The 25,558-nt window shown below is 61.3% G+C and carries 26 protein-coding genes and 7 tRNA genes; 28 read left to right on the top strand and 5 right to left on the bottom strand.

From position 1 onward, the window contains the following. The first annotated feature begins 125 nt into the window (after positions 1–125). Positions 126–1,673, top strand: a complete 1,548-nt coding sequence (locus ABFX55_RS41745) for a recombinase family protein (protein ID WP_346128989.1) — start codon at positions 126–128, stop codon at positions 1,671–1,673. A 155-nt stretch (positions 1,674–1,828) separates the two neighbouring features. On the opposite strand, the gene ABFX55_RS41740 is transcribed toward ABFX55_RS41745, so the two are convergent. Together ABFX55_RS41740 and ABFX55_RS41735 are read right to left on the bottom strand one after the other, a co-directional pair. Further along, positions 1,829–2,098 (bottom strand): hypothetical protein, encoded by a 270-nt coding sequence (locus ABFX55_RS41740; RefSeq protein ID WP_346128987.1) that lies wholly within the window; start codon positions 2,096–2,098, stop codon positions 1,829–1,831. Continuing rightward, entirely contained in the window at positions 2,095–2,640 is a 546-nt protein-coding gene (locus ABFX55_RS41735; protein WP_346128985.1) for a hypothetical protein, read from the bottom strand. Before ABFX55_RS41735 ends, ABFX55_RS41740 begins: the two co-directional genes overlap by 4 nt. 393 nt (positions 2,641–3,033) lie before the next feature. Between ABFX55_RS41735 and ABFX55_RS41730 the strand changes: the two genes are divergently transcribed. Further along, positions 3,034–3,354: an HNH endonuclease gene (locus ABFX55_RS41730; RefSeq protein WP_346128983.1), complete on the top strand. Its 321-nt coding sequence runs from the start codon at positions 3,034–3,036 to the stop codon at positions 3,352–3,354. Between the two features lie 42 nt (positions 3,355–3,396). On the opposite strand, the gene ABFX55_RS41725 is transcribed toward ABFX55_RS41730, so the two are convergent. After that, the gene (locus ABFX55_RS41725) at positions 3,397–3,642 is read right to left on the bottom strand and encodes a hypothetical protein (RefSeq protein ID WP_346128982.1); all 246 of its coding nucleotides are present in this window, start codon (positions 3,640–3,642) and stop codon (positions 3,397–3,399) included. Between the two features lie 557 nt (positions 3,643–4,199). Here ABFX55_RS41725 and ABFX55_RS41720 point away from each other — a divergent pair. The 25 genes from ABFX55_RS41720 to ABFX55_RS41600 all read left to right on the top strand — a co-directional run bounded on the left by ABFX55_RS41720 (position 4,200) and on the right by ABFX55_RS41600 (position 24,382). Next, positions 4,200–4,272 (top strand) — tRNA-Leu (locus ABFX55_RS41720). A gap of 50 nt (positions 4,273–4,322) precedes the next feature. Further along, positions 4,323–4,410, top strand: a tRNA-OTHER gene (locus tag ABFX55_RS41715). A gap of 4 nt (positions 4,411–4,414) precedes the next feature. Further along, a tRNA-Asn gene (locus tag ABFX55_RS41710) sits at positions 4,415–4,487 on the top strand. Between the two features lie 99 nt (positions 4,488–4,586). Then, a tRNA-Ala gene (locus ABFX55_RS41705) sits at positions 4,587–4,666 on the top strand. A gap of 229 nt (positions 4,667–4,895) precedes the next feature. Continuing rightward, positions 4,896–4,969: transfer RNA gene (locus ABFX55_RS41700), tRNA-Met, on the top strand. Positions 4,970–5,043: 74 nt separating this feature from the next. Beyond that, positions 5,044–5,117, top strand: a tRNA-Asp gene (locus ABFX55_RS41695). Beyond that, positions 5,111–6,286 carry a hypothetical protein gene (locus tag ABFX55_RS41690; RefSeq protein ID WP_346128981.1) on the top strand — a complete coding sequence of 392 codons (1,176 nt, stop codon included), beginning with the start codon at positions 5,111–5,113 and terminating at the stop codon, positions 6,284–6,286. Before ABFX55_RS41695 ends, ABFX55_RS41690 begins: the two co-directional genes overlap by 7 nt. 40 nt (positions 6,287–6,326) lie before the next feature. After that, positions 6,327–6,400, top strand: a tRNA-Ala gene (locus ABFX55_RS41685). A 135-nt stretch (positions 6,401–6,535) separates the two neighbouring features. Continuing rightward, entirely contained in the window at positions 6,536–6,949 is a 414-nt protein-coding gene (locus ABFX55_RS41680) for a phage terminase small subunit (protein ID WP_346128979.1), read from the top strand. A 215-nt stretch (positions 6,950–7,164) separates the two neighbouring features. Beyond that, positions 7,165–8,718 (top strand): terminase TerL endonuclease subunit, encoded by a 1,554-nt coding sequence (locus ABFX55_RS41675; protein ID WP_346128977.1) that lies wholly within the window; start codon positions 7,165–7,167, stop codon positions 8,716–8,718. A gap of 13 nt (positions 8,719–8,731) precedes the next feature. Continuing rightward, entirely contained in the window at positions 8,732–10,156 is a 1,425-nt protein-coding gene (locus tag ABFX55_RS41670; protein ID WP_346128975.1) for a phage portal protein, read from the top strand. Continuing rightward, positions 10,156–10,890, top strand: a complete 735-nt coding sequence (locus ABFX55_RS41665; RefSeq protein WP_346128973.1) for a hypothetical protein — start codon at positions 10,156–10,158, stop codon at positions 10,888–10,890. The genes ABFX55_RS41670 and ABFX55_RS41665 overlap by 1 nt, the downstream gene beginning before the upstream one ends. Positions 10,891–10,943: 53 nt before the next feature. Beyond that, a complete protein-coding gene (locus ABFX55_RS41660; RefSeq protein ID WP_346128971.1) occupies positions 10,944–11,525 on the top strand; it encodes a hypothetical protein in 582 nt (193 codons plus the stop codon). A gap of 19 nt (positions 11,526–11,544) precedes the next feature. Then, positions 11,545–12,435: a hypothetical protein gene (locus ABFX55_RS41655; RefSeq protein ID WP_346128970.1), complete on the top strand. Its 891-nt coding sequence runs from the start codon at positions 11,545–11,547 to the stop codon at positions 12,433–12,435. Positions 12,436–13,408: 973 nt separating this feature from the next. Beyond that, entirely contained in the window at positions 13,409–13,714 is a 306-nt protein-coding gene (locus tag ABFX55_RS41650; RefSeq protein ID WP_346128969.1) for a hypothetical protein, read from the top strand. Next, positions 13,711–14,094 (top strand): hypothetical protein, encoded by a 384-nt coding sequence (locus ABFX55_RS41645; protein ID WP_346128967.1) that lies wholly within the window; start codon positions 13,711–13,713, stop codon positions 14,092–14,094. The genes ABFX55_RS41650 and ABFX55_RS41645 overlap by 4 nt, the downstream gene beginning before the upstream one ends. Position 14,095: 1 nt before the next feature. After that, positions 14,096–14,674, top strand: a complete 579-nt coding sequence (locus ABFX55_RS41640; RefSeq protein ID WP_346128965.1) for a phage tail tube protein — start codon at positions 14,096–14,098, stop codon at positions 14,672–14,674. Positions 14,675–14,819: 145 nt separating this feature from the next. Next, positions 14,820–15,095 carry a hypothetical protein gene (locus tag ABFX55_RS41635; RefSeq protein ID WP_346128963.1) on the top strand — a complete coding sequence of 92 codons (276 nt, stop codon included), beginning with the start codon at positions 14,820–14,822 and terminating at the stop codon, positions 15,093–15,095. Between the two features lie 406 nt (positions 15,096–15,501). Continuing rightward, positions 15,502–18,483: a phage tail protein gene (locus ABFX55_RS41630; protein WP_346128962.1), complete on the top strand. Its 2,982-nt coding sequence runs from the start codon at positions 15,502–15,504 to the stop codon at positions 18,481–18,483. Between the two features lie 84 nt (positions 18,484–18,567). Next, positions 18,568–19,437, top strand: a complete 870-nt coding sequence (locus tag ABFX55_RS41625) for a phage tail family protein (RefSeq protein WP_346128960.1) — start codon at positions 18,568–18,570, stop codon at positions 19,435–19,437. Continuing rightward, entirely contained in the window at positions 19,430–20,644 is a 1,215-nt protein-coding gene (locus tag ABFX55_RS41620; RefSeq protein ID WP_487047406.1) for a siphovirus ReqiPepy6 Gp37-like family protein, read from the top strand. The genes ABFX55_RS41625 and ABFX55_RS41620 overlap by 8 nt, the downstream gene beginning before the upstream one ends. Before the next feature lie 2 nt (positions 20,645–20,646). Next, on the top strand, positions 20,647–21,858 hold the full coding sequence (locus ABFX55_RS41615; RefSeq protein WP_346128956.1) for a hypothetical protein: 1,212 nt from the start codon (positions 20,647–20,649) through the stop codon (positions 21,856–21,858). 7 nt (positions 21,859–21,865) lie between these two features. Then, positions 21,866–22,921: a hypothetical protein gene (locus ABFX55_RS41610; protein ID WP_346128954.1), complete on the top strand. Its 1,056-nt coding sequence runs from the start codon at positions 21,866–21,868 to the stop codon at positions 22,919–22,921. A gap of 231 nt (positions 22,922–23,152) precedes the next feature. Continuing rightward, positions 23,153–23,872 (top strand): C40 family peptidase, encoded by a 720-nt coding sequence (locus ABFX55_RS41605; RefSeq protein ID WP_346128952.1) that lies wholly within the window; start codon positions 23,153–23,155, stop codon positions 23,870–23,872. A gap of 285 nt (positions 23,873–24,157) precedes the next feature. After that, a complete protein-coding gene (locus ABFX55_RS41600; protein WP_346128951.1) occupies positions 24,158–24,382 on the top strand; it encodes a hypothetical protein in 225 nt (74 codons plus the stop codon). Between the two features lie 69 nt (positions 24,383–24,451). Here the strand turns inward: ABFX55_RS41600 and ABFX55_RS41595 are convergent, their stop codons facing one another. Next, positions 24,452–24,724 (bottom strand): hypothetical protein, encoded by a 273-nt coding sequence (locus tag ABFX55_RS41595; protein ID WP_346128949.1) that lies wholly within the window; start codon positions 24,722–24,724, stop codon positions 24,452–24,454. Between the two features lie 4 nt (positions 24,725–24,728). Next, on the bottom strand, positions 24,729–24,917 hold the full coding sequence (locus ABFX55_RS41590) for a hypothetical protein (RefSeq protein WP_346128947.1): 189 nt from the start codon (positions 24,915–24,917) through the stop codon (positions 24,729–24,731). 385 nt (positions 24,918–25,302) lie between these two features. On the opposite strand from ABFX55_RS41590, the gene ABFX55_RS41585 reads away from it, so the two are divergent. Continuing rightward, positions 25,303–25,554 carry a GntR family transcriptional regulator gene (locus ABFX55_RS41585; protein ID WP_346128945.1) on the top strand — a complete coding sequence of 84 codons (252 nt, stop codon included), beginning with the start codon at positions 25,303–25,305 and terminating at the stop codon, positions 25,552–25,554. Positions 25,555–25,558: the final 4 nt, after the last annotated feature.

The following is a 25,558-nucleotide window of genomic DNA, read 5'->3' as shown; positions in this document are numbered from 1 at the left end:
GTGTCAGCCTATTCACTAATGCGTGTACTATCCACTTTGCAAGTTGGTGGAAGGAATCACGCATGTCACCTGCCGAAACTCTGGCCGATCTAGCCGAGAGAGGCACCCCCGCAGGACTCCCACGCGTGGCCGAGGTGATCGAGCGAGGCTTAGTCTGCCTCATCGCCTACGCCCGCATCTCAGACACCAGAGCAGGCAAGAACGAGACAACCGGCGTCACCACCCAGCACGCCAGCAATCGCGCCAGAGCGCGGCGCCTAGGGCCGCAATACCTGATCGTTCGCCGGTACACCGATAACGACCTGTCCAGCGCGAAGGACGAATACCGGCCTGACTATGAGTCGATGCTGAAGGACCTTCAGCGCGGGCAGACGGAAGACGGCTATCCGGTGCACGGCGTCATCTGTACCGAAGAGGACCGCATCTACCGCCTACCTGTGCAGTGGCAACGGTTCGTCTCGGCGTTCCGGTCACGCCCTGGGCGCCACTTCTCCGACTCTGCCGGGTATCAAGACCTGTACGCCGAGGGCGCCGAGGTTCGCGGCCTGGTCAATGTCGCTATCAGCATGGGCGAGATCCGTAAGAAGAAATCGCGGGCTCGACTCTGGCACGAGGGGCTAGCCATGCGGGGAATCCCGCACACGGGCGGGCGCCCCTTCGGCTACTCAGCAGACGGGCGGACCCTCGACCCCGAGGAAGCCCCCATTCTTCGCCATGGAATAGACATGTGCGTGGCTGGGGCGGCCTGGGCGACGATCACCGGCATGTTCCAGGCGTCCGGCATCAGCACACGCCGGGGCGGCCCCTGGCAGGTTCAGACCGTCAAGCAGATCATCTCGAACCCTCGAAACGCGGGCCTGCGCGTGATCGATGGGGAGGTCTACCGCGATCCCGAGACCGGCGAATACAAGGTCGGCGACTGGGACACGGTCTGTTCCGTCGAGGAACTGGAACTCGTGTGGAAGCGTTACCGGCCACGCATTCGCAAGCCGAACCGGGACGTGCTGCCGATCGAGGGCGAGGCGAAGGAACCGCGACGGCGGAAGACCGATGGCAGCGTAGACAAGGCATACAAGTACCTTCTGAGCGGCCTGCTTCGGTGCGGAAGGATCGACCCTGAGACGGGGGCGCCGTGCGGCGGGAAGCTGCGCGGCTCGACGAACACGCGGGGGCGCAAGCTTCACGTATACGTCTGCCCTCCGCCTAGTCAGGGCGGATGTAGCGGGCTGGGAAGGTCCGGCCCACCGATAGACGAACTGATCGAACGTCTCGCGATAGCCAAGCTGAAGGAACGCGCCGCGAGGGCCGTCCCGGAAGGGGAATGGCCTAAGAAGGCGATCCTCAAAGAGATCAAGGACAAGCTGGACACTCTCGGCGCACGATGGGTCAAAAGCGAGATCACCGATGAGCGATACTTCGCCCTGTCCGCGACGCTAGAAGCGCATCTCAAGGAACTTCAGGCCGAGTATGACGCGTGGTCCAAGGCTCGTGCCGTCAGGCGGGAGAGCGCGACTGACATCGAGTTCCGGTGGCACAACATCATGGATCTTCGGCAGAAGCGGAAGACTATCGACGAGATGTTCTCAGCCATCATCGTGTCTCCCGTAGGCAAGGGAAAGCAGGGGAACAAGATGCATGCGATTCGTCCCGTGTGGCGCCCCGAGATGGGCTGAAAAGCCCGTAGGGGCTCAGTCCGAGAACTGAACCCCTACGATCTTCCCTAAGCGCTCCCACTTCGCTTCTGTCCACTGCGGGGAGCGCGCTAGCTGTTCTGTGACCCACTCGTCTACGGGCGTGGTTGGCGCCGGGGGCGCCTGTGTGGCTACCGTCACGCGGCTTCCCTGGCGCTCAGCACAGCGAACGCGATGTCATCACGCGAATACTGCTCAACCTCGCGATGAAGAACCGTCGTCACCACCGCGCCCTTAAGGGCGAGAGCGATACGGCCAGCCTGGCGAATCTCGCATTGCTCGCCCTTGTCCATGCGGTTGTAAACCACTTCGGGAGACAAGAGCGCGGCGCGAACTTCATCGGCCGTAACCAGCATGTCAAGAGCGCGGCCCGCCGCGTGCTTCGTCATGACGTAGTCGCCGATCACCACAAGCCACCTTCCCCAAGCGCCTCTTCGTTGCGCTTCTCATCGAGCGTCATAACCAGGCCCTTGAAGTTGGGGCCAACCTTCCCGAACACGGCGCCGAACTCAGGCACCGCGACAAGGTGCGCGCCGCGCCCCGTAGCATCGGGCCGAACCTTGTTGAACAGAGTCATGAACGACGGGTTGAGCAGTAGCCACGGTTCATGCTTCTCGGCGATGACGAACAGATCAGCGAGCATCGCCCATTCAGGCCGGAACGGCTTGTTGACCGCGAGCGCGGTAGCCGACGCCGGGTTGTTCTCGTCAATGGCGCCGTGCAGGATCACGCCCTTACCGGACTCCACCGTGATACGGGAGAACGTCTTACGCGTGCCGTCCTTACGGGCGCGCTTCGCCAACAGAATCAGGTCTTCGCGAGTGATCTCAACGGATTCGACAGCGCCCCCCTCGGGGACGTCCACCGCGCACCGGGCGACACCGGCCGTGTACGTGTCCGTGACAGTGATCGTGAGCGCTTCGAAAGGGTCAGCCTCGACCAGCGCCACGGGGACAGGGCTCTTGTTCGGAAGCCACGCTTCCGCGTTGCTCAGAGCCTTAGACAAGTCCCCAGAGGGGACCGTGAGTGTTGCCATGCCGATCAACCTAGCGCGACAACCAACTTGCAAACAACTTGCAAAGCTGTGACGAAGGTCACACGCCTCTAGTGTGTACCGAACGGCCGATGTAACACGTATACAAGGATAGGAAAACCCCTTGGGGGGGTAGGGGGGGCAGCTAATAAGAACGCTGCCCCTTCAAGGGCAGCTAGCTAACAAGCCAAACCAAAGAGCGTCATTCGCCCCAAAAGCGAATGACAGCTAACAGAAAACAACTAGCTTGCTAGCTGCTCGCATAACAAACATGCTCGCTTTTAAGTACGCGCGTAGGCGCGCGAGGACATGCCGAGAGCAAAGCAGATCTGTTCCACCGCGAGATGCCTTAAGCCCGTTACCTTCCGAGGTAAGTGCGAGATCCATGCCCCGCCGTCATGGGACGGCTGGACTAGACGGCACGATCTTCCATCGAACTGGACAACCCTTCGCCTAAGGATTCTCCGTCGAGACAAGTGGACTTGCTACGTATGCGGTAACGACGCCAACGAGGTTGACCACATCGAACGCGGTAGCAATCACGACCCGTCGAACCTGGCTGCTATCTGCAGCCGATGCCACAAGGCAAAGACCGCTAGAGAGTCACAGGAAGCCCGTAGACGCAAATAAGCCCTCGCCTTTCGGCGAGGGCTTAGCGCTTTGGTTCTACGGCTAGAGCACAACCAGCGAAACCAGGTCTCGGTAAGAGACAAGCATTCGCCACCCGTGCGGGTGCATGAAGTCAAGCTCACCCGTGTACCTGTCCACCTTGGTCGGACCCTCAAAGGTCCGCTCGTGGAACTTGCCCACGCGCCACGTGTCAGCGACACGGTAGGTGATGGCGACACGGGCGCCGCCCTTCACCAGCTCGACCACATCGGTACGCGTCCACTTGCGCTCGCCCTGAACGATGCTCACTGTCTCGCCCCTCTCGTTGCTTCCTGCTGACACGGCATAGCTAACCATGCCGTGTACACGCTTTGCAAGTTGGTTCTCTCCTCGTCTCGACGCTAGCTCACTCACAGTGATTGCTAGTTGGTTGCCATACCGGGGGTACCCCCATGGTTCAGTTAATGGAGAACAGTGGAGGGGCTGGCACTCGCAAGGTGTACGGGTCTGGGACATCGCGCCGTTGCTTTGCTGTCACCGTGTGTGACATGCAGTTTCGTGCTGATTCTGACTGTCGAGAAGTGCGTGTTTTTCGGTCCGGGGTTACAAGCTGGTTTGCAAGTTGGTAGACCGGTAGATTGATTGATGTGCGGGGGCGACGGCCCCCGGCCTGAAGGGCGACGGTCCTAGGGTCCGGACGGGAGTCCGGCATAGTCGCCTAGTTCAACGGTAGAACGCTCCTCCGGGAGCAATCCCCGGTTCGACTCCGGGGGGCGACTCAGAGAGAGATGGTAAATCCGCCATGCGATGGCGGTCCCTTGATGCAACGTCTGATCATCGTCCGGCCGGACGGGGGCATCTCTCAAGCCGTTCTAGCCCAATGGTAGAGGCACCAGTCTTAGGAACTGGACAGTCAGGGTTCGAATCCCTGGGACGGTACAAGAGGTTTCGTCGCTGGCATGACAGGCCGGTTGGCGAGACTTCAGGGATGGGGTGTATCTGCATTCCGGCCCCAACTGGCGGCCTTGTCAGCCGCAAAGAGGGCGGGTGGTGACGGTTCAAATCCGTCCATCCCAATCAATGGCCTATAGCTCAATTGGTTGAGCGCCGGATTGTTAAACCGGGGGTTCTAGGTTCGAGTCCTAGTGGGCCAGCGCAAGAGGGAAAGGCCCGGTCCATTCCGGGGGAAGCCTAGCGGCGGCGCCGCTTAGCTAGGCGGCTGGTGTACGGCTGCACGTCCCTCATTGCAGCATTGGCGATTAGCTCAGTCAGGTAGAGCGCCGGTCGGGTCGCGCCCGGACGGAGGTCCTAGGTTCAAATCCCTGATCGCCAGCGAGAGCCGTAGTTCGGGTTCAAATCCCGACGCGTGGGCTTTCATCCCCTCGCGTGGTGTAACGGAAGCACGCGGCTCGTACTTATCTAGCGCCTGGAGGGTCCGGGCACAGGGCTCCGCTAGAGGCAGAAGATGCACGCTCCGTAGTGGCCGGCTCTTTGGCCGCGGTTCGAGGAACCGCAGGTCAGAGCCTTGTGGCACTTTGCCGGCTGCTGCGGAGAGTGATCAAAGCGGGATGGTGTAGCGGCCGATCACAGCGGCCTCATAAGCCGCCAATCGCGGGTTCGAATCCCGCTCCCGCCACAAAGCGGGTTCGCCTGCGTCGGCCTTGCTAGCCGACGTGGCCGATAGAGCGTGTACACGCTTCCCGCCTACATGCTCACGTAGCTCAGTGGGTTAGAGCGCCGCCCTGTCACGGCGGAAGTCGCCAGTTCAAATCTGGTCGTGAGCGCGCAAGGTTCCACAACGAGAGGCAGTTACTTGTCCGAGCGTAGTTTTCCCTTTGACGGCAGCGTTGGCTATCTCAGTGATGAGGATTGGAGCCAGCTAGCGCGTATCTGGCAGGAAGACGGCGTTATTGCCGCCACGCACGGCGGCACTGAACTAAAGGTTAAGAGCGGTTCGGTTCCTGACGAAATTATCGTCAGTGCTGGTCGCGCCCACATTCGCGGCTTCTACTACGTGAATGACGCTGACCTGGGCCTGGTGCTCAACCTGAACACCGGCACTTCGGCGCGCTACGACCTGGTTGTGCTGCGTCTAGACGTTTCCCTCAACACCGTTACTGCGGTGATCAAGGAAGGCGTTCCGGGCTCGCCCGAGCCTGTTCTTACGCAGAACGAGAGCGTGTTTGAGATTCCGCTGGCTCGCCTGACTGTTCCGGCGAACTCGGCTCCTGTCTCGACCTTCGTTGACCGGCGCCAGTTCATCGGCCGTCGCATCCAGGTCACCGACAACGGTTGGTATCTCGCGCCTGGCAACATCTACTACCAGCCTGTTTCCGGCCGGTTCTACATGAACGACGGCGTTGGCAACGGTCAGCCGATCGCCCGCGTTTCGGATACGCGCGTTCACTTCTGCACGTCTACTACGCGCCCCAATGACCTCGCCGATGGCCAGCTCATTTATGAGACCGACACCGGCAACATGCTGGTATTCCGTTTTGGTGCTTTCCAGCTCGTCAACGGTAAGCCGCCTATGGCGGTTCTGAGGCATTCTATCGAGCAGGGCGCAGCGGCGAACGTTGGCGCGATTGTGTCGTGGGATACCGAAGACGTGGACAACGTTTCTGGTCACACGCCCATTGGCAGCGCCAATTCCAAGTACACGGTCCAGCGTGCTGGCTGGTACCGGGTGACCATCAACGCGTCTTGCTCTCCCGTCTCGGGTGGTTACCGTCAGCTTGCGGTTCGCAGGAACGGCAACATGAACGGGAACGTTATCGCGCAGGCGTTCCCCACGAGTTCGACTGTTGTGCCGCTTAGCGCTTCGGGTCTGATGAAGCTCGCCGTTGGTGATTACCTCGACGTCGAGTTCTTCCACACGGGCTCTGGCGTGTGCAACCTGTACGGCGGCGCCGCGACTCGGTTTGAAATCGAGTGGGTTTCCCCTCTCGTCTAATCAGTAGAAGGGGTAGGGCCAACGCCCTGCCCCTTTTATCGTCGCCGTAGTGCTAACTGGCATAACACGCCCCTCGCGAGGGGGAAACGGGAGTTCGATTCTCCCCGGCTGACGCTCAACCGAAGGGCAAAACATGGTGTGGCAGATGCTCGGGTTCCTTGCTGCGCAAGCTGCTGGAGTTGTCGTCTTCTGGTGGCTACCCGGTAAATACGGGAACCATCATTGGCGCTGATCTGAAAGGAGGTGGGTGTGGCTGGACAGGGGCCAGCACCGAAGGACAACCGCGTAAGGCGTAATGCGGATTCCGTCGATACCATCACGCTCGCCGAGTCGCCAACGGATGTTCCTCGACTTCGCGGATACGCGAGGTACAGCGCAGCCACGCGCGCATGGTGGGACACGTGGGCGAACTCGCCGCAGGCTGCGGTGTTCGCGCCTACGGATTGGATGCGGCTTTCCATGCTTGCTCCGCTGGTTGAGCAGTACCACGAGGAGCCCAAGACTGCGCTATTGGCCGAGATCCGGCTTAACGAGGAGCGGCTAGGCGCGACCGTGGCTGATCGCCAGAGATTGCGCATGAAGATCGAGGGTCCGAAGGAAAACAAGCCCAAGCTTGCGCCTGTCCGGGATATCGCCGATAGGCGTAAGAGCTTGGAGGACTAATGCCTGCTGCGAAGTTCGCGAGTGTCATCAACGTAACCCGTCTACCGGACGGGTTTTTTAGTTTCACGATCGACGGCCACGCGTTCCCGTACGCGGTTCAGCGTTTCGAGACTGGCCTTGAGCCTGGCACGGACGGCCCTTACCTGATCGTTCGGATTCCCGCTGATCGGGTGGAGATCATTCACCAGGCATACGACTACGACTAGGAGGGCAGGGTGCCGTACGCCCCTGACGGGCGGTGGACGGCCCCTGAATTCTCACTCGGCTATCAGGTCATTGACTGGATAGAGGCTTACCTCGTCCATGGCCCTGGCGACGTTCAGGGCCAGCCGATCGTCATGGATCGCGAGTATTCACGGTTCATCGTTGACGCGTACGAGGTGGATAGGCGGGGCCGTAGGCGCGTCACACGGGCGTTCCTGTCCCGCCCTAAGGGCAGGGCTAAGTCCGAGCTTGCGGGCATGCTCGTGTGCGCTGAGGCGCTAGGGCCGGTCCGGTCTGACGGGCTCGACGCGAACGGCCAGCCGGTAGGCCGACCGGTCACGTACCCATTCATTCGCTGCCTCGCGACCGAGGAAAGCCAGGCCGGTAACACATACGACAACGTTCACTTCATGCTGTCCGAGGGGCCCGTCTATGACGCGTATCCCGGCCTTGATGTGAACCTGGCAAAGGTCAATATCCCCGGTGGTGGAGAGATCGTCCCCTCGACCGCGTCCAGCGCATCAAAAGACGGAGGCAAAGAGAGTTTCGGGGTGTTCGACGAGACGCACCTTTACGTAAGCCCCGAGCTTCACAGCATGCACAAGACGGTGTCCCGAAACCTTCTCAAGCGGAAGATCGCGGAACCGTGGGCGCTCGAAACCTCAACCATGTACGCGCCCGGTGAGGGCAGCATTGCTGAGCAGATGCACGGGGACTTCATGAAGGTTCTTGAGGGTCTGCTAGAACACCCCGGTTTGCTGTTCGATCACCGCGAGGCTCCGCAGGTTTCCATCAAGAACAAGGCCGAGCTTAAGAAGGCTCTGCGCTATGTGTACGGCCCTGCGGCCGAATGGATGGACCTTGACCGGATGGTCATCGAGCTTCAGACCATGCAAGAGCACGAGGCGCGACGCTACTTCCTTAACCAGCCTACGGCTACGGCTGATCAGGCGGTGGATAAGGACGCGTGGGACGCGATCGAGGTAGAGAACGACATTAAGCCTGGCGATCAGATCGCTATTGGCTTTGACGGCTCGCTTCGGTACGACGCGACTTCGATCGTAGGCATTCGCCTTTCTGACGGCCTGATCTTCCCCATCCGGATCTGGGAGAACCCGCACACTTCCGAAGACTGGGAAGTCGATGTGCTGGAAGTCGATGCCGCGATGGCTAAGGCTTTCGCGGAATACAGAGTCGAGTGGGTCTATGCGGACCCTGCTTACTGGCAAGACATTGTCGGCCGGTGGGCCGTCGAGCATGGCGACAAGACGGTGTTCGAGTTTTGGACTCACCGCGATACCCCGATGGCGAACGCCGTCGAGCGGTTCCGTACCGGTATCCAAACGCGGCAGATCTTTCACGTTGGTGACAAGACGCTAACGCGCCATGTGATGAACGCCAGGACGCGCGAGGTACGCGCGGGCGCCGTTCTCCGTAAGGAATCCAAAAAGTCTAAGAACCACATTGACGCTTGCATGGCCGCTGTTCTGGCGGTTGAAGCGCGAGCCGACGCGATAGCGGATGGGCGGCTGCGTAAGAAGCGCTACCGCGCCATGAGCTATTGATTAGGGGAACCCTTTGACCTTCATTGATCCAGCGCCGAGAACGCCCATGGAATGGGTGTTCCACCTAGAACGCGAACTAGCCGTGCAGTCCTCCAGAGCACAGCGGTTTGACGACTACTACGAAGGTCGTCAGCAGCTTTCGTTTGTGCAGGCAAAGTTTCGCGAGGCGTTCGGCGCGATGTTCGATGGCTATTGGGCTGACAACTTCTCAAGCCTGATCGTGGACTCTGTCGCTGAGCGCCTGGGCATCGACGGCTTCAGGTTCACGGAAGACCCGGAAGCGGATGCCGATGCCCTCGACATCTGGCAGCGCAACGGCCTCGACGCCGACTCCGACGCAGCGCACACGGATGCGCTAGTCCATGGCGCCTCTTTCGTGACCGTGTGGGGCGATGCTGACGGCGAGCCGGTCATCATTCCTGAGAACTCTCACGAGATGGTTGTTTCGTATGTTCCGGGTTCCCGCCGTCTGATCAGGGCCGCGCTTAAGCGGACCCTCGACGAATGGGGCGACGTTCACGCAACCCTCTATCTCCCCGACCGCGCCTACATGACGACGTACGCCGAGGGACACGAAAACTGGGGCACTCCCCGCGAGGCGGCCAATCCGCTAGGGCGTGTTCCTGTCGTGCCTCTACTCAACCGGCCGAGGTTGAACGGTAAGGCTCACTCTGAACTAGCGCGGACTATCCCCCTTCAGGACGCCGTGAACAAGGTGATGGTTGATGCCTTGATCGCTAGCGAGATGGGCGCCTTCCCTATGAGGTGGGCGACAGGTCTCCCGATGGAGGAGGACGAGAACGGCAAGCCGGTGCCGCCGCCGTTCCAAGTCGCGCTAGACAAGATGATTCACAGTGAGAACCCCGACACGAAGTTCGGTCAGTTCTCTGTTGCCGACTTGAGCAACTATGTGCGCCTGGTTGAGGCGCTTATCCAGCACATTGCTTCGGTGTCGAGACTGCCTGTGCATTACATGCTTGTGCAGTCTGGTCAGCCGCCGTCTGGGGCGAACATCAAGTCGGCGGAAGCCGGGTTGGTGGCGAAGGTGCGGCAGCGTCAGCGCACGTACGGCGAAGCGTGGGAGAACGTGATGCGCCTGGCGTTCGCGGTCAAGGGTGACCCCCGCCAGAAGGCGCACAAGGCGGAAACGATCTGGCGTGACGCGGAGTACCGCAGCGAGGCCGAGCACGTTGACGCTCTCGTCAAGCTCCGTTCCCTGGGTGTGCCACAGCGGCAGCTCTGGGAAGACGCGGGCTATAGCCCTTCGCAGATCGAGCGCTTTGAGGCGCTTCAGGCGCAGGAGTTGCTTGATGCGTCCATGCGCTCTGAGCTGGGGATTCTCCCCTCTGGGGAAGAGCCGGCCGATTCCGCGGGCGACGACTCGAACACTCTGCGTGAGAGCGGCGAGTCGCGTAAGGCCATAGCCGAGGCGGCCTAATGACACTCGTCGCTGACCTCGACCAGGCGCGGCGGGCACAGTCCCGAACGCGTCAGCAGCTCCGCTCAAACCTGGTGCGGACGGTCCTCGCCATGTGGCGGGGACTCGGCTCATGGGACCGCAAGGACATCCCCCGCTTTGCCCCTCGCGCCGCGCGCCTGGTGCGTGCGGGGCAGCTCCAAGAGGCGCGTCTAACTCTCGGCTACCTCGACAGGGTCTCCCGCATCCGTACGGGGCGCCCGTCCCCCACGGTGCGACTCGACAGGGTGCCCGGTAGGGCGAACGGCATCGACCTTCAGGACGTGTACACGCGCCCGTTCGTGTGGACATGGACAGAGATGGGCCAGGGCAAGCCGATGGCGGACGCCGTCGATCTGGCCGCGTACCGGCTACAGAGATCCGTTGAAACGGATCTCGAGTTGGTGGGCAGGAACACCGCTCACACCGTGATCGAGGCCGACAGGCGCGTAATCGGATATAAGCGGGTTCTGTCCGACAAGCCGAACCATTGCGATCTGTGCGTGCTTGCTTCAACGAACACGTACAAGCGCGGTGATCTCATGCCGATTCATCCGGCCTGCGGTTGCACGGTTGAACCCCTCTACCTAGACGGCAGCAACGCCGAAGCGTCTATCGATCGACGGATCGAAGAGGCGTACGAGCGCGCCGCTAGGAACACACGAATTGCCGTGTCTGATCACGGCGAGTACGGCCCCTATCTACAGGCGGCCTAACCTTCCCTCCCCCGACATGGGGGTTTCTTTTTCCGACATGGAGTCATCTTTTCATGGGTGAGCAGAACAACCCCGGTATTGAGCAGCCGAACGCCGACGCCAACAAGCCCGACACGGGCGCGGAGACGGTTGATGTTGCTGCACTGACGGCAGAGCGGGACAAGTGGCTTCACTTTGCCCGGCAGCATGAGGACAAGTGGAAGGCACTTTCGGCCGAGCTGGACGCGGTTAAGCAGTCTCAGATGTCCGACACGGACAGGGCTATTGAGGCGGCTAAGGCGGAAGCCCGAAAGGCGACCCTTTCTGAGGTGGGCGGAAAGCTCACCGTTGCCGAGTTGACCGCACGCGCCGCTAAGGCGGGCGTGACTCTGCCTGATCCGAAGTTCATCAACCTTGCCGCCTTGATGGGCGGGGACGGCGAGCCTGACGGCGACGCTATCGACGGGTTTATCGGCACTCTTCCGAAGCCCTCAACCGCGCCTGCCTTTGCTCAGGAAGTGCTGAACAACGCCGGGAACCGCGAGGCGAATAAGCCTCGACAGCTCACCCGCGCCGATCTCCAGACCATGAGTTACGACGAGATCGAGAAGGCTCGCAAGGCGGGCCAGCTGAACGACCTACTTGGAATTATGTAACCCTTAGGAGGGTTCCCCTTTGGCTATTTTCCCCGAGCCTGGTAACCGCGAGTCTCGCTTTATCCCCGAGGTCTGGACCGCTGGTGTCTGGACTGAGATGCGAGACAAGCTCGTTGTTGGTTCAGACCTGGTTTGTAACCGCGACTATGAGGGCGAGATTCGGGATGCTGGCGACTCTGTCCGCATTCCGACTGTGACCGATCCCAGCATTGAGGACTATGATCCCGCGCTGGGCTTCTCCGGTGATCCGCAGGAGATGACCGGTGGTAAGCGGACCTTCGAGATTGAAGAGTCCAAGGCTTTCCGTATCCGGGTTGACGACATTCACAAGGTTCAGTCGCTCATTGGCGGCAAGTACATGCACGAGGGCACCTCGCGCGCTGGCCGCAAGCTAGCTGAGGCTTCTGACGCCTACGTTGCCGCGAAGCTTGTTGCTGCCGCTACCGCTGAGGCTGCCAAGCCTGGTCGCGGTAACCACCTTATCGACATTAACCTCACTGCCGCTCCCGACGTCCTTTACGGCCAGTTCGTAGACGTTAAGGTCGCTCTCGATGAGACCGAGACGCCGCTTGATGGTCGGTATGCGATTGCGTCGCCTGCCCTGCACGGTCGCCTACTTCGCGATGAGCGGTTCATTGACGTTTCTAAGTTCGGCAGCAATGAGCCGATCTCGAACGGTGTCGTTGGCAAGTTCCTTGGCTTCTACATCCACCTAACGAACGCGCTTCCGACCGATGTTCACCTGATCGCCGGTCACCGAATCGCGACCACGTTTGCCGACCAGATCGTTAAGACCGAGACCTATCGTAGCGAGAAGTATTTCGCCGACGTGGTTCGTGGTCTGCACGTCTACGGCGCGAAGGTGATGCGCGCCGAGCACATCGCAGTGGGCAAGGTCATCCTTCCGTAAGCCGCAAGCCCGCCCCTTCGGGGGCGGGCTTTCTGTCTCCCCAGGGAGGTTTCATTTTGCTTGCTGAGCTTGCCGATATTGAGGCAAGGCTAGGACGGACGCTTACGCCTGATGAGGCGAGGGCGGTTACCGAACTAATTGGGGACGTGTCGGGCCTAGTGACGGCGTACTGCCGTAGGGACTTCACGGCGCATATCAACGACGTGATCGAGCTTGAGGGCAACGCGGAACGTGAGCTTGCGCTACCAGGCTCGCCCATCACCGAGGTGTTCCGGGTTGAAGTTGACGGCACCGAGATCACTGAGTTTAAGCGTGTGCGTAATTCGCTGTGGCGCCGTTGGGGCTGGCAGAAGTGTCTAGGCGACCCTGAGCCTTCCCGAGTGGTTGTCACCTACTCGCACGGAGAGAACAAGGTCCCAAGTGACGTTAAGGCGATCGTGTGCAACGAGGTGATGCGCGTCCTGGGAAGTACTCCCGGACAGACGTCCGAAACTCTCGGCGATCACGCTATTACCTGGTCTTCCGATGGCGGCTCTGTGTCGCTCTCTAAGGGCGCGAAGATTAGCCTTAGCCGCTTCCGTCGCCAGACGGGTACCGCGCCGCTTAGACGGTCCTAGGGGGCCGTCCGTGCGGCTCTACAGGGACGCGGTTACGGTGCTTCGCGCCGAGCTGGTCACGTCAGGCTATGGACAGGGACGGGACTGGGCTAACGCCCAAACCGTGTACACGGCTCTTACCGCGAGTGTGCAGCCTGCCGGAGCGCGCGACGCGACCGGCCGGAAGCCTGACGAAGATCTCAGCCGCGAGACGGCTATCCACACGCATCGCGTGTACACGCCTGGTCAGGCGGACATCCGCGCAAGCGACAGAGTGCAGTACGGCGGACAGCTCTACGAGGTGGTTGGTTCCCCGTGGGTGTGGGCGCCGGTTACCGGCTCCCCTGCGTACACGCTCGCACTGATCAGGCGCGTTGATGGCTGACGTAGAAATCAACCTCGACAAGGCGGCACTAGAGGCCCTGGTCTTCGATAAGCGGGTGGCGAAAGAGCTACTTGTAACCGCGAAACAGGTTGGCCTTACCGCCTACAACATCGCGCCTAAGCGGTATCCCCTCCACGAGTATGCGGCTTCCATCAAGGAAGAGATCGAGATCACGGACAAGGGTCCTGTTGCGTACGTTCACGCCGACACGGACGCCGTAAAGATCGAGTTCGGTACCGAGGACACGCCGCGATTCCGCCCTCTGGGCAAGGCGCTGGAACGGAACCGAATCAAGTGATCTATGACCCCCTACAGGTGGGGCTAGACCTTCTGCGTTCTGAGATTGCCAACGTGCCGGTTACTGCTGACCTGGTCGGCCACAAGACGGGCAACCCCCGCCTAGTGGTTTCCCTAGTCGGCATAACCGTCGCGTTCAAGCATCGCCTCGACCGCGTGTCATTCGACATTGACGCGTACGGGCCTAACAGGAATGCCGCGCTCATGCTCGCCATGCGGGCGCGCCATGTCCTGCTACAGGTCGGCCCTAAGTCGAGTTTCAACGGCGTTGCGATCAGCGACGCGGAAGAGAACCTAGGCCCGCAGGACCTAGCGGACGGCGTTAGCCGCGAATACCGCTTCGTGTTCTCAGTCTCCCTGTACATGTTTCTAAGGAGTTAGCTTGTCCGCTGTCGATGGCGACCTAATTAAGTTTGCACCTAACGGCCGTGTCCTGACGGCTGCTGCGAAGACGCCTCTACCGACCATTCCCGCCACGGTTGCCACCGCGTTTGATGACTCAACCCCTATCGCTGGTTGGACTGATCTCGGCTATGTGACCGAGGAGGGGGTTACCATCACGCCGACGCTCACCACGTCGGCGTTTAACGTGTGGCAGTCGCAGGCCGCAGCTAAGGTCACCGTTACCGCTGCTGGCCTTAACTTCCAGTTTGCTCTAGCGCAGTTCGACAAGGAATCGACGGAGCTGTTTTTCGGTGGCACGTGGGGCGCACCTACGGCCGGTATCACGAAGATGTCGCTTCCGTCTAACCCCGCTCTGCGTGAGAAGGCGTTCCTAATTCTGTGGGGCGACCTTGACGACGTGAACGGCCTCTATGTTCCGCGAGCGATGATCTCTGACCGCGACGGCCTGTCGATCGGTAAGACCGATCCCTCGATTCTGAACATGACGTTCGAGTCCCTAGACCACTCGGGGAACCTGGCGGACATCATCACGACTGCCGACATGGGCACCGCTTAAGCAACCCCCCTTCCCGTCACTCTCCGCGCTGGCCGGCAACATGCCGCATCGCGTTGACCTGCGGTTCCTTCAACCGTGGCCAAGCAGCCGGCGACTGCGGAGGGTGATCACTGAGATTCCAACACGGCTGTAAGGAGTTCCACGCATGACTAAGGCTAGGGCCGCAAAGGCGGAAGCGACGGGCGAGAGTGTTCCTGTCGAGTACGACGGCGCCGTGTACACGGTTCCGACTCCGATGGATTGGCCGCTTGACGTTCTAGACCTACTTGAGGTCAACAAGATTATTGGCGCTCTCAAGCTCGTCATGGGTGCCGACCAGTACGAGGAGTTTCGTACGTCGAAGCCTCGCACGCTTTCGGACGCCACGAAGCTTTGGGAGTCGGTTGCAGCGGCCAGCGGTTTCGGTAACGCGGGAAACTAGTGTGGCTCGCCCGGACACTGGGCGAGCACTTCGACGCGGTCGAAGCTGACCTTCACCGCTATTACCAGATAGACCTATTGGACTTGTACCGGGGGAAGCTTTCCGTACGGAAGCTGATAGCGCTCCTTTCAGGGCTCCCCCGAGGGTCTGCCCTGCACATCGCCACTGAAGGCGACGCAGCTACGTGGAGCACATCCGATTACCTCCTAGCTAACGCCGTTGATTACCTCGCTATCGGCAACTGGCTGTTCGTCTCCGCGAACTCTAAGAAGGGCGCCCGTAACCCGCGCCCCGAACCCGTGCCCCGTCCGGGTTCGCAGAAGAAAACCCAAGAAGAACCTAGGCGCTTCGCTTCCGCAAAGGAGGTGAGCGCCTTTTTGGCGCGCGTCACAGGAAGGTAAGCGGCTTGGCACAGACGAGAGTTGGTGAAGCATATGTAGAGATCCATCCCCGCCTGGCTCGGAACTTCGCTTCCCAGCTTCGTAAGCAGCTCGAAAAGCAACTCAAGCCGCTTGCTTCCGATGTCGGCCGGAACATCGGTGCTGGCATCAGTGACCAGCTAGGAAAGACGCTCGGCAAGGAACTCGGGAACCACCTCGATACGGCCCTTGAGGGCATCGGCGACAAGCTCGGCGAGTCCGTGGGCGAGTCCTTCGGGCGGCGCTTTCAGAAGCAGCTCAACGACTCCATGCGCGGGGTTCGCATCGAGGGCGGCCCGCAGGTTGGGCAGCAGCTCGGCGAGCAGGTGGGCAAGAGCTTCAACGAGTCCACCAGGCGGCATTTCGCGCAGGCTGGCCGAGACGTCGAGGGCACCCTAGGCAAGAGTCTGCTTAGCGCTGCGGGCGGCGCCGCTGGCCTGGCGGCGAACCTGGGCAAGGCTGCTGCTGGCGCTGTGGGGATGGCTGGCGCCGCGAGCGTGGCTGCTGGCGCGCTCGGCGTTGCCGTGCATCAGACGCTCCTACTGACGGCGGCTCTTGCCCCGGCTGCTGGCGCGCTCCTGGCGCTGCCTGCCGTCCTGGTCGGCGCCGCTGGCGGCATCGCTGTTCTCAAGCTCGCGCTCGGCGGTTTGGGCGAGGCTTGGAAGGCCGCGCTTGCCGGTAATGACGAGGCGTTCGCTAAGGCCCTAACGGGCATGGCGCCCGCCGCCGTCGAGGTTGCGTTCGCGCTTCGTGACCAGCTTGTACCGGCAGTGAACGGCCTTAAGCAGGTTGTCTCTGGCGCGTTCCTGGGACCGCTAGTGGACGACATTCCGAAGCTTGCGGAAGTGCTTCGGGGGCCGCTCAAGGATTCGCTCGCTGGCCTGGCAGCAACGTTCGGCGAGATCGGTTCGAGCGTCGCGGACTTCGTTACCCGCAGCTCTACCGTTGCCGCGCTCGCGGGCATGTACGACCAGCTTCGAGGGGCGATCGAAACCGTTCACCCCGCCATCGTTCCGCTACTAGACGCGTTCCTTGGGCTGTCTGTTGTTGGTGGCGGGTTCCTGGCGAGTTTCGCCCCGTCCGTGAGGGACGGCGTTCTTCGCCTAGCCGAACTGACAACGGCTTTCGTGGACTCTGGCCGTGCCCTTGAGGCAATGCAGGCAGGGTTCCGGGTCTTCGGTCAGCTCTGGCAGCTACTCAAGGACGTCTTCGGGATTGTCTCTGCCGTTCTCGATGCGGTGGAAAAGGCCGGTGGAAACGCGCTAGGCGTTCTCGGCGGACTCGTCGGGCGGCTCCGTGATTTCGTGGAGTCCGCCAAGGGTCAGGACATCCTTGTCGAGATTTTCACGGCGCTAGGCCGTATCGGTTCTGCCCTGCTTCCGGTTATTGAGGCGCTTGCTGGTGGTATCGCTTCGCTCGCTCCGACTATTGCTCAGCTCGCGGAACTAATCGGCCCGATCCTGACGACCGCCGTTAACGCCCTGGCGCCCGCGCTCGCCGAGCTAGGTCCCGGCCTGGTTGCCGTGTTCGTCGAACTCGGTAAGGCTGTCACGACCCTTGCGAATTCCGGCGCGCTAACGCTTATCGCGCAGTCGCTCGCAGCGATCCTAATTGCTGTGGCGCCGATTCTGCCGCCGCTCGCGCAGCTTATCGCGCTACTGGTGCAGGGTCTCGCTTACGTCATCGTGAACTACGTTGCTCCCGCCCTTTCTCAGTTGGTCACGTGGATTTCCGAGGCGGTCACCTGGCTTCAGGGCGAGGGGCTTTCCGAAGATTCATGGCTATCGCGCACGCTAATGTTTTTGTACGAGACGGTAGCTCCTCTGTTCCAAGAGGCTGGCGACCTCATTAGCAAGGTCTTCGCTGACATTCTTGCGTGGTTTCAGGAAAACCAGGCGACCGTGCAGGGCTGGGGCGAAAAGATCCAGTCCATCGTTTCCACTTTGGGCGAGATAATCAGTGGCGCTTTTGAGCTGATCTCGATTGCTTGGGGCGTTTTCGGCGAGCCGCTGCTTGACGCGGTCGGGGCTGTCTTTTCCGGCATTCTCGGCGTCGTAGACGGCGCACTAACCGGCATTCACGGGATTATCGAAGCCGTCCTAGGCGTCATTACGGGCGACTGGGATCGAGCCTGGGAAGGCGTGAAGACGCTTTTTGAGGGCGTCTGGGACATTATCGTTTCCATTCAGGAAACCGTGGGCGAGCTGATCAAGAGCATCATTTCGGTTTTCCTCGGCGACATCGACGCCGAATGGGAATCCCTGTGGAGTTCCGTGCGCTCATTTTTTCAGAGCACTTGGAACTCAATTGTTTCTTGGGTGCAGGCCGCTGTCCGCAACGTGATCGCAGCCGTTGGTTGGCTAGCGGAACTGCCAGGCAAGATCGGCCAATGGTTCGGCCAGGCGGCAAGTGCTGGAGTTGCGCAATTCAACGCGCTACTGAATTGGTTCAACCAAATTCCAGGCTGGTTCGGTCAGCTATTCGCTAACGCGGGATCGTGGCTGTACAACGCTGGCCGCGAAATCGTGAACGGTCTTTGGAACGGCATTGTTTCCCTCTGGAACTGGGTGGTTTCCCAGTGGAATTCCATGGTGGACGGCCTAATCAAGATCGTGAAGGACATCCTTGGAATCAAGTCGCCGTCGAGGGTCATGCACGAAATGGGCGTGTTCCTTGGGCAGGGCCTCGCGGGCGGCATTGAGGCTTCGAGCAAGCTAGTCAACGACGCCGCTACCGCTATGGCGGATGGCGTGGTGGACGCGTGGGGAAACCCCGAGCTTTCTATCGCCGCATGGGATGCCCCGTCTATTGCCGGTACGGCTCCCCCGAGGGGGAGTTTCCCCAGTGATGGCGATTGGGGCCCCGGCACGACTGTCTATGACGTGACCGTTAACGCGGCGCCCACGATTCCCACGGAACGAACGATTGTCAACGCGTTGGGTATGGCCGACGCACTATATGGAGTATAGGAGGGGTGGCAAGCTTTGACTGATTGGCCTCGCACCATTGTTGAGCTAGCCACCCCTGCCGATGTAGCGGCAGGAGTAGGGGGCGTGTACACGTCCTCGTTCAACCTGACGTCTGGCGATGACGGCATCTCTGTGCTTCCGGGGATGAAGGGCTTTGACGCACCTTCATACACGCTCAGCTATGACGAGATGCCCGCCCTTGACGGCGGGTACGCCCGCCATACGCGGGCGACGTCACGGGAACTGTTCGTGCCGATCTACCTTGAGGGCGACGACCGGCAAACCCTGCTCACGCGGAAGCGCGCCCTTCTAGCCGCGCTGAATCCGACCCTTGGGGCTTGTCGTCTCACCTTCACCGAGGGCGATGGGTCTAAGCGTTTCATTAACGCCTATTACGTTGATGGCGCGCAGGGTTCCGAGGGCCAGGACGAAGCGGGGTTCGTGTGGACCAAATATGGCCTCATCTTCCGAGCCCTCGATCCCTACTTCTATTCGGGTACTGCGCAATCAATCAGGTTCTCTGCCGGGAACGTCGAGGTGAATCCGTTCTTTGGTGATCCGTTCCTGGGGCGCCCGTTCATTAACAGGGCGCATAGTCTCAACGGCTCGTCAAACATCACTGTTACGGGCGATGTAGATATGTGGCCTACGTGGACGATTCACGGCCCCGCGTCCACTATGACGTTTACCCGGAAGGTGCCAGGCCAGCCTGACAGGGCGTTCACTCTGAACGCGAACCTAACTGCTACTCAGGCTTTGGTGGTGGATACGCGACCGCGCTCTAAGTCTGTGAGGGACGCGGCGACGGGCGAAAACCGGTGGGGGCTGCTAGGCCCTTCCCCGCACTTGTGGCCCATCTCCCCCGGCCCTAATGAGGTGGTTATCGCTGTCGCCGATGTCGGCGCTGAGACGTCGGTGAACCTTACATACATGCCGAGGTATCTAAGTGCCTAAGTTTCTAGTGGAAGCGCGTGACAGCTTCTATGGACGCGTGGGCGTGGTCGAGCAATACACGTCCCTCGACGTTATTAGCCGCTTCAACGCGGTTGGCGCTTGGAGCCTCACCGTCCCGGCTGACTCAAACGAGGCAGTGATCCTGCGCGCAGGCGGCGGCATCATCGTGTGGATTGACGGCGTTCCCCGGCCGGTCATGTCCGGCCCTGTCACGAGCATCACGCACACATGGTCAGCAGAGCAGCCCGGCAAGGGCCAAGTCGTGTACACGGGCGTCTCTGACGAAACGCTCCTGTGGTCGCGCATCACGCTCCCTGTGCCAGGCGCCACGGTGGAGAACCAGACTGCCGACCGGTACACCTTCACCGGCACGGCGGCGGCTGCGCTCCGGCAGCTCGTGGACGTCAACGCTGGCCCTTCGGCCCGTGCGGACAGGGTCATTGACGGCCTGGACGTCCCGGCCTACTCGTTCGGGCGTTCGCTGACCATTGGCACGCGCTTCGATGTGCTCGGGGTTGCGCTTCAGGACATCGCCGCGTCTGCGGGCATCGGCTGGAAGCTTCGCCAGGGGACGTCTGACCGGCTCGTGTTCGAGCCGTACACGCCTCGCGTCCACGATGACGGCGGGGTGGTGTTCAGCCCCGAGGCGGGCACGCTGGCCGCCTACACGTACCGGCTGACGGCGCCTACCGCGAGTCGTCTGGTGCTCGCCGCTCAGGGCGAGGGACGCAATAGGTGGCTCAAGCAGTACGACGACACGTCTAGCACGCCTACAGAGTGGTTTAGAACGCCGCTGGAACGGTTCGTGGATCGGCGTGACGTGCCCGTGGCTCGTGGCGCCAACGGCTCGCCCGTGAACCCCGATGATCCGGCGCAACCCGCAGACCCCGCCGCGCTCGCCCAGCTCGACCAGGCGGCGGCAGAAGCGCTCGCAGAGTCACAAGCGCTCGGCGAGCTGTCGGTTACCCCGATCGACTCGGAGCACTTCCGATACGGCGTGCATTACGAAGTTGGCGACGTCGTTTCTGTCGATGTGCGCGGCGACATCATCACGGATGTTCTCCGCGAGGTTCGCCTGTCTGACGGCGGCGACGGGCCGCGCGTTTCCCCTGTCATCGGAACCGCTGGGGCATCGGCAACCCCTGGCTTGTATCGGGAGGTTCGGCGTATCTGGAATTCGATCAGGAAGCTTGAGGCTAGAAGGTAACCATGGCAGAGCGTTCTTACCCGTTCGACGGCGGCGACGGGGCATTCATCAGCGAAGCTGATTGGGAAGCGATGGCTTCCGTTTGGCAGGATGACGGCATTATCGGAGACCCTTCCGGCGCTCAGCTTTCGATCACGTCGCAGGGTGTTGCCGGGACTTTGACGGCGGTTGCTGGTAGGGCCGTGATTCGCGGTTTCCACTACTCGCTAGATGCGAATATGGGAGTCAGTTATACGCTGAACACGCACGCTAGCCTCTCGCGCCCTGATCTGGTTGTGCTGCGTTTGGACAGGGGCCTGAACAAGGTTGCCGTCGCTGTTAAGGAAGGCGTTCCGGGCGGTTCGACGCCGACGCCGACGACGTCGGAAACCGTGTATGAGATGCCGCTAGCGTCGGTGTCAGTTCCGCCGAACTCGGCGCCGGTTGTCCAGTCGGGCATCACTGATGTACGCGGGTTCGTGTCGCGCGGGGTTCGTGTCGTGCGGAACGGCGCCGTTCCTACGGAGCCGGGAAGCCTCTACTACAGCAGCTCTAGCGGTCGGGTGCGTGTCGTCACGCCTAAGGCCGGTACGCCTGGCGTGATGGAGGACTACGCGCTGCCTCGTGGCGGCGAGGTGGCGCCCCTGTCTGCTGCCGGGTCTGAGCAGTACCCCATCGGCGCCCCCCAAGGCACGATGGTTTGGGACAGCGTCGCTCAATCCCTCATGGTGCTGAACGGCTCTGGCGCATGGGTTGCGGTTGGCGCTGGCGGCGGCGGCCCTGCTCCCGGTACCCCGTATAGCGCGTTCAAGCGGCGTGGTACGGACCTCGTTGTTACTGGTTCGACCGCTGTAGAAGATCCCCTTCTGAAGATCAGCATTCAGAAGAACGATGTCTTCCATTTCGAGGGGGCTCTCTTCTACCGTGGCGCGGCTAACAACGCGGCCTCAACTCTTCAGTTGAATCACCCTGACGTTGGTGCGGGTTCGATCACTACCGGGTTCGATTACCACGATGGAACGACCACGACCCCTCGACGTCAGGTTCATACCACTGCCGTTCCGGCGCTGGGGGCATATGGCGCCCCGGTGGCTGGAACCCTTTACCTGTGCCGCGTGTTTGGGACGTTCTCTAACACGACCGGGTCGTTTGGCGACCTTTCCTTCACGTACACGCTCACGTCGGGAACTATCACGATCCTGAAGGGCAGCTACCTCAAGGTATCAACCGCTTAGGAGACTGATGGCTGAGAAGAGTTACCCGTTTGATTCGGGTGAAGGCGCGACCCTCAATGAAGATCAGTGGTCGTATATGGCTTCGGGTTGGCAGGATGACGGCGTAGACGCGCCGACGCCTGCGAACACGTCTCTGAAGGTCGTGACGACTGGCCAGCCGTTCACCCTTCTGGTGAAGGCCGGTCATGCGAAGGTGGCGGGCTTCCACTACCACCTAGACGCGGATAAGACGGTTCTCTTCGAGGAGAACACGTCAGCCAACCTGCGCGTTGATCGCCTGGTGTTGAGGCTTAACCGCGACTCCAACACTGTGACGCTCGCGGTTAAGAAGGGGCCAGGCACGGGCACTACCGTGCCCCCTGCCGTCGATCGCTCGTGGGCGTCACCCGAGGTGCCGCTAGCGAACTTCATCGTTCGTGCGAACTCTGACACGGTTGCCCCGGCCGACCTGACGGACGCTCGGGAGTTTGTTTCGTCAGGCGTTCAGATGCTTTCTCCGGCGAATGCCGCGTCGGGTTCGCGGCAGCTTTCAGAGGGGCAGATCGGGTATGACCCGACTGCTAGGAAGTTCTATGCGCAGGCGAGCGCGAGCAAGATTGAGATCGGCGCTCAGCCTGATCTGTCGCCGTACCTGACGGCGAGTTCGGCTCAGACTACGTATGTCGCTAAGTCGGCTCTGAGCGGGCTTGTGCGCGCGGAGTCTGCGATTCGGATTAGTAATGTCACGCTGGCGTCGCCCTGGAAGGCGGTCAACTTTCAGGTTTCCGCATGGGCTCGCGGGCCTATGGCCATGATTTCGGGCGGCGTCTGGTGGGATCAGGGCGGCGCCCTGGCAAAGGGCCAATCTGCCCGCATAGGAACGATCGCTGACACGTGGGCTCGACCGTGGCAGGGTTTCCCGATCACGGGAATCATCTACGACTCTAACGATACGTATTCCGGCGTTGCGATCCTTCAGGTACTCAGCAACGGCGAGTTGTGGTTTAACAGTGGCAGCGTTCCGTTGCGGTCTACTTGGCAGACTGTCTATTTCAACGGCTCTTACATATTGGATCAGTACTAATGGATGATGAGCCGGGTTTCAAGGTAACGGTTCGCGAAGTTTTCGAAGAGATGCGGGAGCTAACCCGAGGGGTTCAAGAGCTAACGCAAGAGCTGAAGGAATCCCGCAAGACTGACGCCGACCACGAGGGGCGTCTACGCGTAGTAGAGCGTTGGATGTGGGGTTTGCCTGTGGCAATCGTCGGGATGGTCGTTGCGAACATCGCAGCATTCATGAAGTAAGGAGTTCGAGATGGCTACCGCTTCCGGTATCCGAAGCGTTGCCCGTGCCGAGATCGGCTATCGGGAAAGCGGACGCAATCACACGAAGTACGCCGACCAGGTGAGCGCCCTGCGTTGGGCGCAGAATCAGCCTTGGTGTCACACGTTCGTGTCGTGGGTGTTCCAGAAGGCTGGCGCCGCGAACCTGGCGCCGGTTACCGCGTCGTGCCTCGCGGGCGTGGCCTGGTTCAAGAACCGTGGCCGGTGGCACTCGACGCCGAGGGTCGGCGACATCGTGTATTACGGCCCCAGTGGCGGAACGCACGTGGAGATCGTGACTGGCGTCACGGACACGCACATCAAGACCGTTGGCGGGAACACTTCGGGTTCCTTGGACGGCACCTATTTCAACGGCGATGGCGTCTATGAGAAGGACGTCCCCCGCTCGTCGCCCCGCATCTACGGCTATGGGCGTCCGGCCTACAGCGCGCCCGTGAAGCCCGGCGAGAAGCCGTCAGGCGTGAAGGTGCCGACGTTCCCCGGTGTCCTCAAGCCCGGCTCTGTCGGCTCGGCTGTGCGCGTGCTTCAGAAGCGGCTACGCGATCGAGGCTGGCGCATCGAGGTGGACGGCATCTATGGCGACGACACAGAAAGGGTTGTGGAGATGTTCCAGCGAGAGAAGGGCCTAGATCGTGACGGCGTGGTTGACCGCGACACGTGGCGCGCGGCCTGGCTGCGCGAGGTGACGTGATGATTCATCGCGCGCCTAAGGGGCGCGTGCGGCAGCTCGGCGCTGTGGCTGTCGCCCTGGGCGTCGTTGTCGGCGCCGTTGTGGGGCTTCTGGCGCTGGGGCTCATGTGGCTGGCAAGCCTCTAGCTCGCGCCGTGTACACGCCCTGACGTGACGATCTGTGACTAACTTGCAAAGTCCGCGAGTCGCGTCGTTGCAGGTCACCGCGTTCCGCGGAACTGCCGGCGACTCCGCGCAGTAACCAATTGGGGCGGCTTGCCCCCTTGCTATGAGAGGTTGGAAAGACATGACTGAGGACAACAAGCGAGCGCTACGCACTGCCCTACAGACTCTTGTGGGTGTGGCGGTTGCGCTGCCGTTCATCGTGGACGCGTCCGGCGTTCCCGAGACGCTGCCCGCCGTCGCGGGCGCCCTGGCGGTTGCCGGTGGTTTCGCTCGTGTGATGGCGCTTCCGGCCGTGCAGGCGCTTCTACCGAAGTGGCTGCGCACTGACGCGAGCGCGTCTGAGTGAGCTTGTGAGCGCATAAGAGAAGCCCCCTAAGGTCATTGGACCTTAGGGGGCATTTCGTCGTTCCAGGGCCTATGCGCGCCTCTCGAAAGCGCGGCGTCGTGGCACGGCTGACGACCGGTTGCGTTCCCAATAGTCATCCATGGGTTTATGGGCTCGCGCGGCCTGCTCGTCCAATTGCGGTATCAGGTCATTGAGATCCCACGCGAGGATGACCGGCAGTACGCCACGCTCGTACTCGCCCACAGAGGGGACCGTCCAGCGTGCCGCCGCGACCCCGATTGCAAGATCGGGGAAGAACTCCCATTGAGCGCCGTACTTCGCTTTCATTTCGTCAAGCGTCATCGGGCTAGCTCACCGCCTTGAGGTGCGCCCGCTTGCGGGCTTGGCGGGTAGCCAGTTGGACGGGCGTAAGGCCCTCGATACGGGCAATTCGCCGACGCAGCGCCGGAGCATCGAGGCCGCACACAAGGTTGTCTTTGTTCGTTTGGGGGTTGATCCGCATCGCGATGTAGCCGCCGCCCGCGCCGTCCATCACGACCCATCCCTCTATCAGGAACGGCTGGGGGAGGTCCCAACGCACTTTGGATCACCGCCTTTCGCGGTCGTCCGTCCATAGGGGTTGATCACGGGTGAACTCCATGTGCTTCCTCGTACTCGAGAACCTTCCGGCGAAGCAGCTCTAGGGATCGGTGCTGCATGACGACCCCGCTCCGCTTCGTGCGCGCCTGCCAGGCGCCCCGCCCTGTCTCGTCGATCGCTACGTGCCAGCGCTTCAGCAGTTCACCCCACTTGCGGGGGGCCGTCGTCTCTGTCAGGCGATGCATTACCGCAGCATACGACAACCTTCCTAGTCCTTCCTAGTCCTTCCCATGGGTACCTGTGGGTAGGACTGCGAACCTTTGCGTTCCTAGCGTGGTCATGTGGACTTTGAGCCTGACCAACTGCGATGGGAAGCCGTGCGCGATGAGGTGCGGCGCCGCATCGCTGCGGGCATCTACAAGCCCCGTCATCCCATCCCTGGGGAACCGCGTCTCGCCGAGGAGTTCGGCATGGCCAAGGGGACGGCCCGTAAGGCGATTAACGCCTTGCTTGAGGCGGGGGACGTGTACACGGTCCTAGGAAAGGGCACGTTCGTCAGCCCCCGGCCTGACCTCGTCGACGAACCCGAGTGACCCG

Origin of the sequence: Nonomuraea roseola (assembly GCF_039535395.1) — a bacterium.
GTDB classification, from domain to species: Bacteria; Actinomycetota; Actinomycetes; order Streptosporangiales; family Streptosporangiaceae; genus Nonomuraea; species Nonomuraea roseola.
Note: the sequence above shows the minus strand (reverse complement) of the source record. Positions and strands in the feature narration are given on the sequence as shown.

Bases quoted from the DNA above. Each gene is read 5' to 3' on its own strand.
- ABFX55_RS41730 (WP_346128983.1), top strand. From the start codon at position 3,034: ATGCCGAGAGCAAAGCAGATCTGTTCCACCGCGAGATGCCTTAAGCCC.
- ABFX55_RS41665 (WP_346128973.1), top strand. From the start codon at position 10,156: ATGACACTCGTCGCTGACCTCGACCAGGCGCGGCGGGCACAGTCCCGA.
- ABFX55_RS41660 (WP_346128971.1), top strand. From the start codon at position 10,944: ATGGGTGAGCAGAACAACCCCGGTATTGAGCAGCCGAACGCCGACGCC.
- ABFX55_RS41650 (WP_346128969.1), top strand. From the start codon at position 13,409: ATGGCTGACGTAGAAATCAACCTCGACAAGGCGGCACTAGAGGCCCTG.
- ABFX55_RS41635 (WP_346128963.1), top strand. From the start codon at position 14,820: ATGACTAAGGCTAGGGCCGCAAAGGCGGAAGCGACGGGCGAGAGTGTT.
- ABFX55_RS41615 (WP_346128956.1), top strand. From the start codon at position 20,647: ATGGCAGAGCGTTCTTACCCGTTCGACGGCGGCGACGGGGCATTCATC.
- ABFX55_RS41610 (WP_346128954.1), top strand. From the start codon at position 21,866: ATGGCTGAGAAGAGTTACCCGTTTGATTCGGGTGAAGGCGCGACCCTC.
- ABFX55_RS41605 (WP_346128952.1), top strand. From the start codon at position 23,153: ATGGCTACCGCTTCCGGTATCCGAAGCGTTGCCCGTGCCGAGATCGGC.
- ABFX55_RS41600 (WP_346128951.1), top strand. From the start codon at position 24,158: ATGACTGAGGACAACAAGCGAGCGCTACGCACTGCCCTACAGACTCTT.
- ABFX55_RS41595 (WP_346128949.1), bottom strand. From the start codon at position 24,724: ATGACGCTTGACGAAATGAAAGCGAAGTACGGCGCTCAATGGGAGTTC.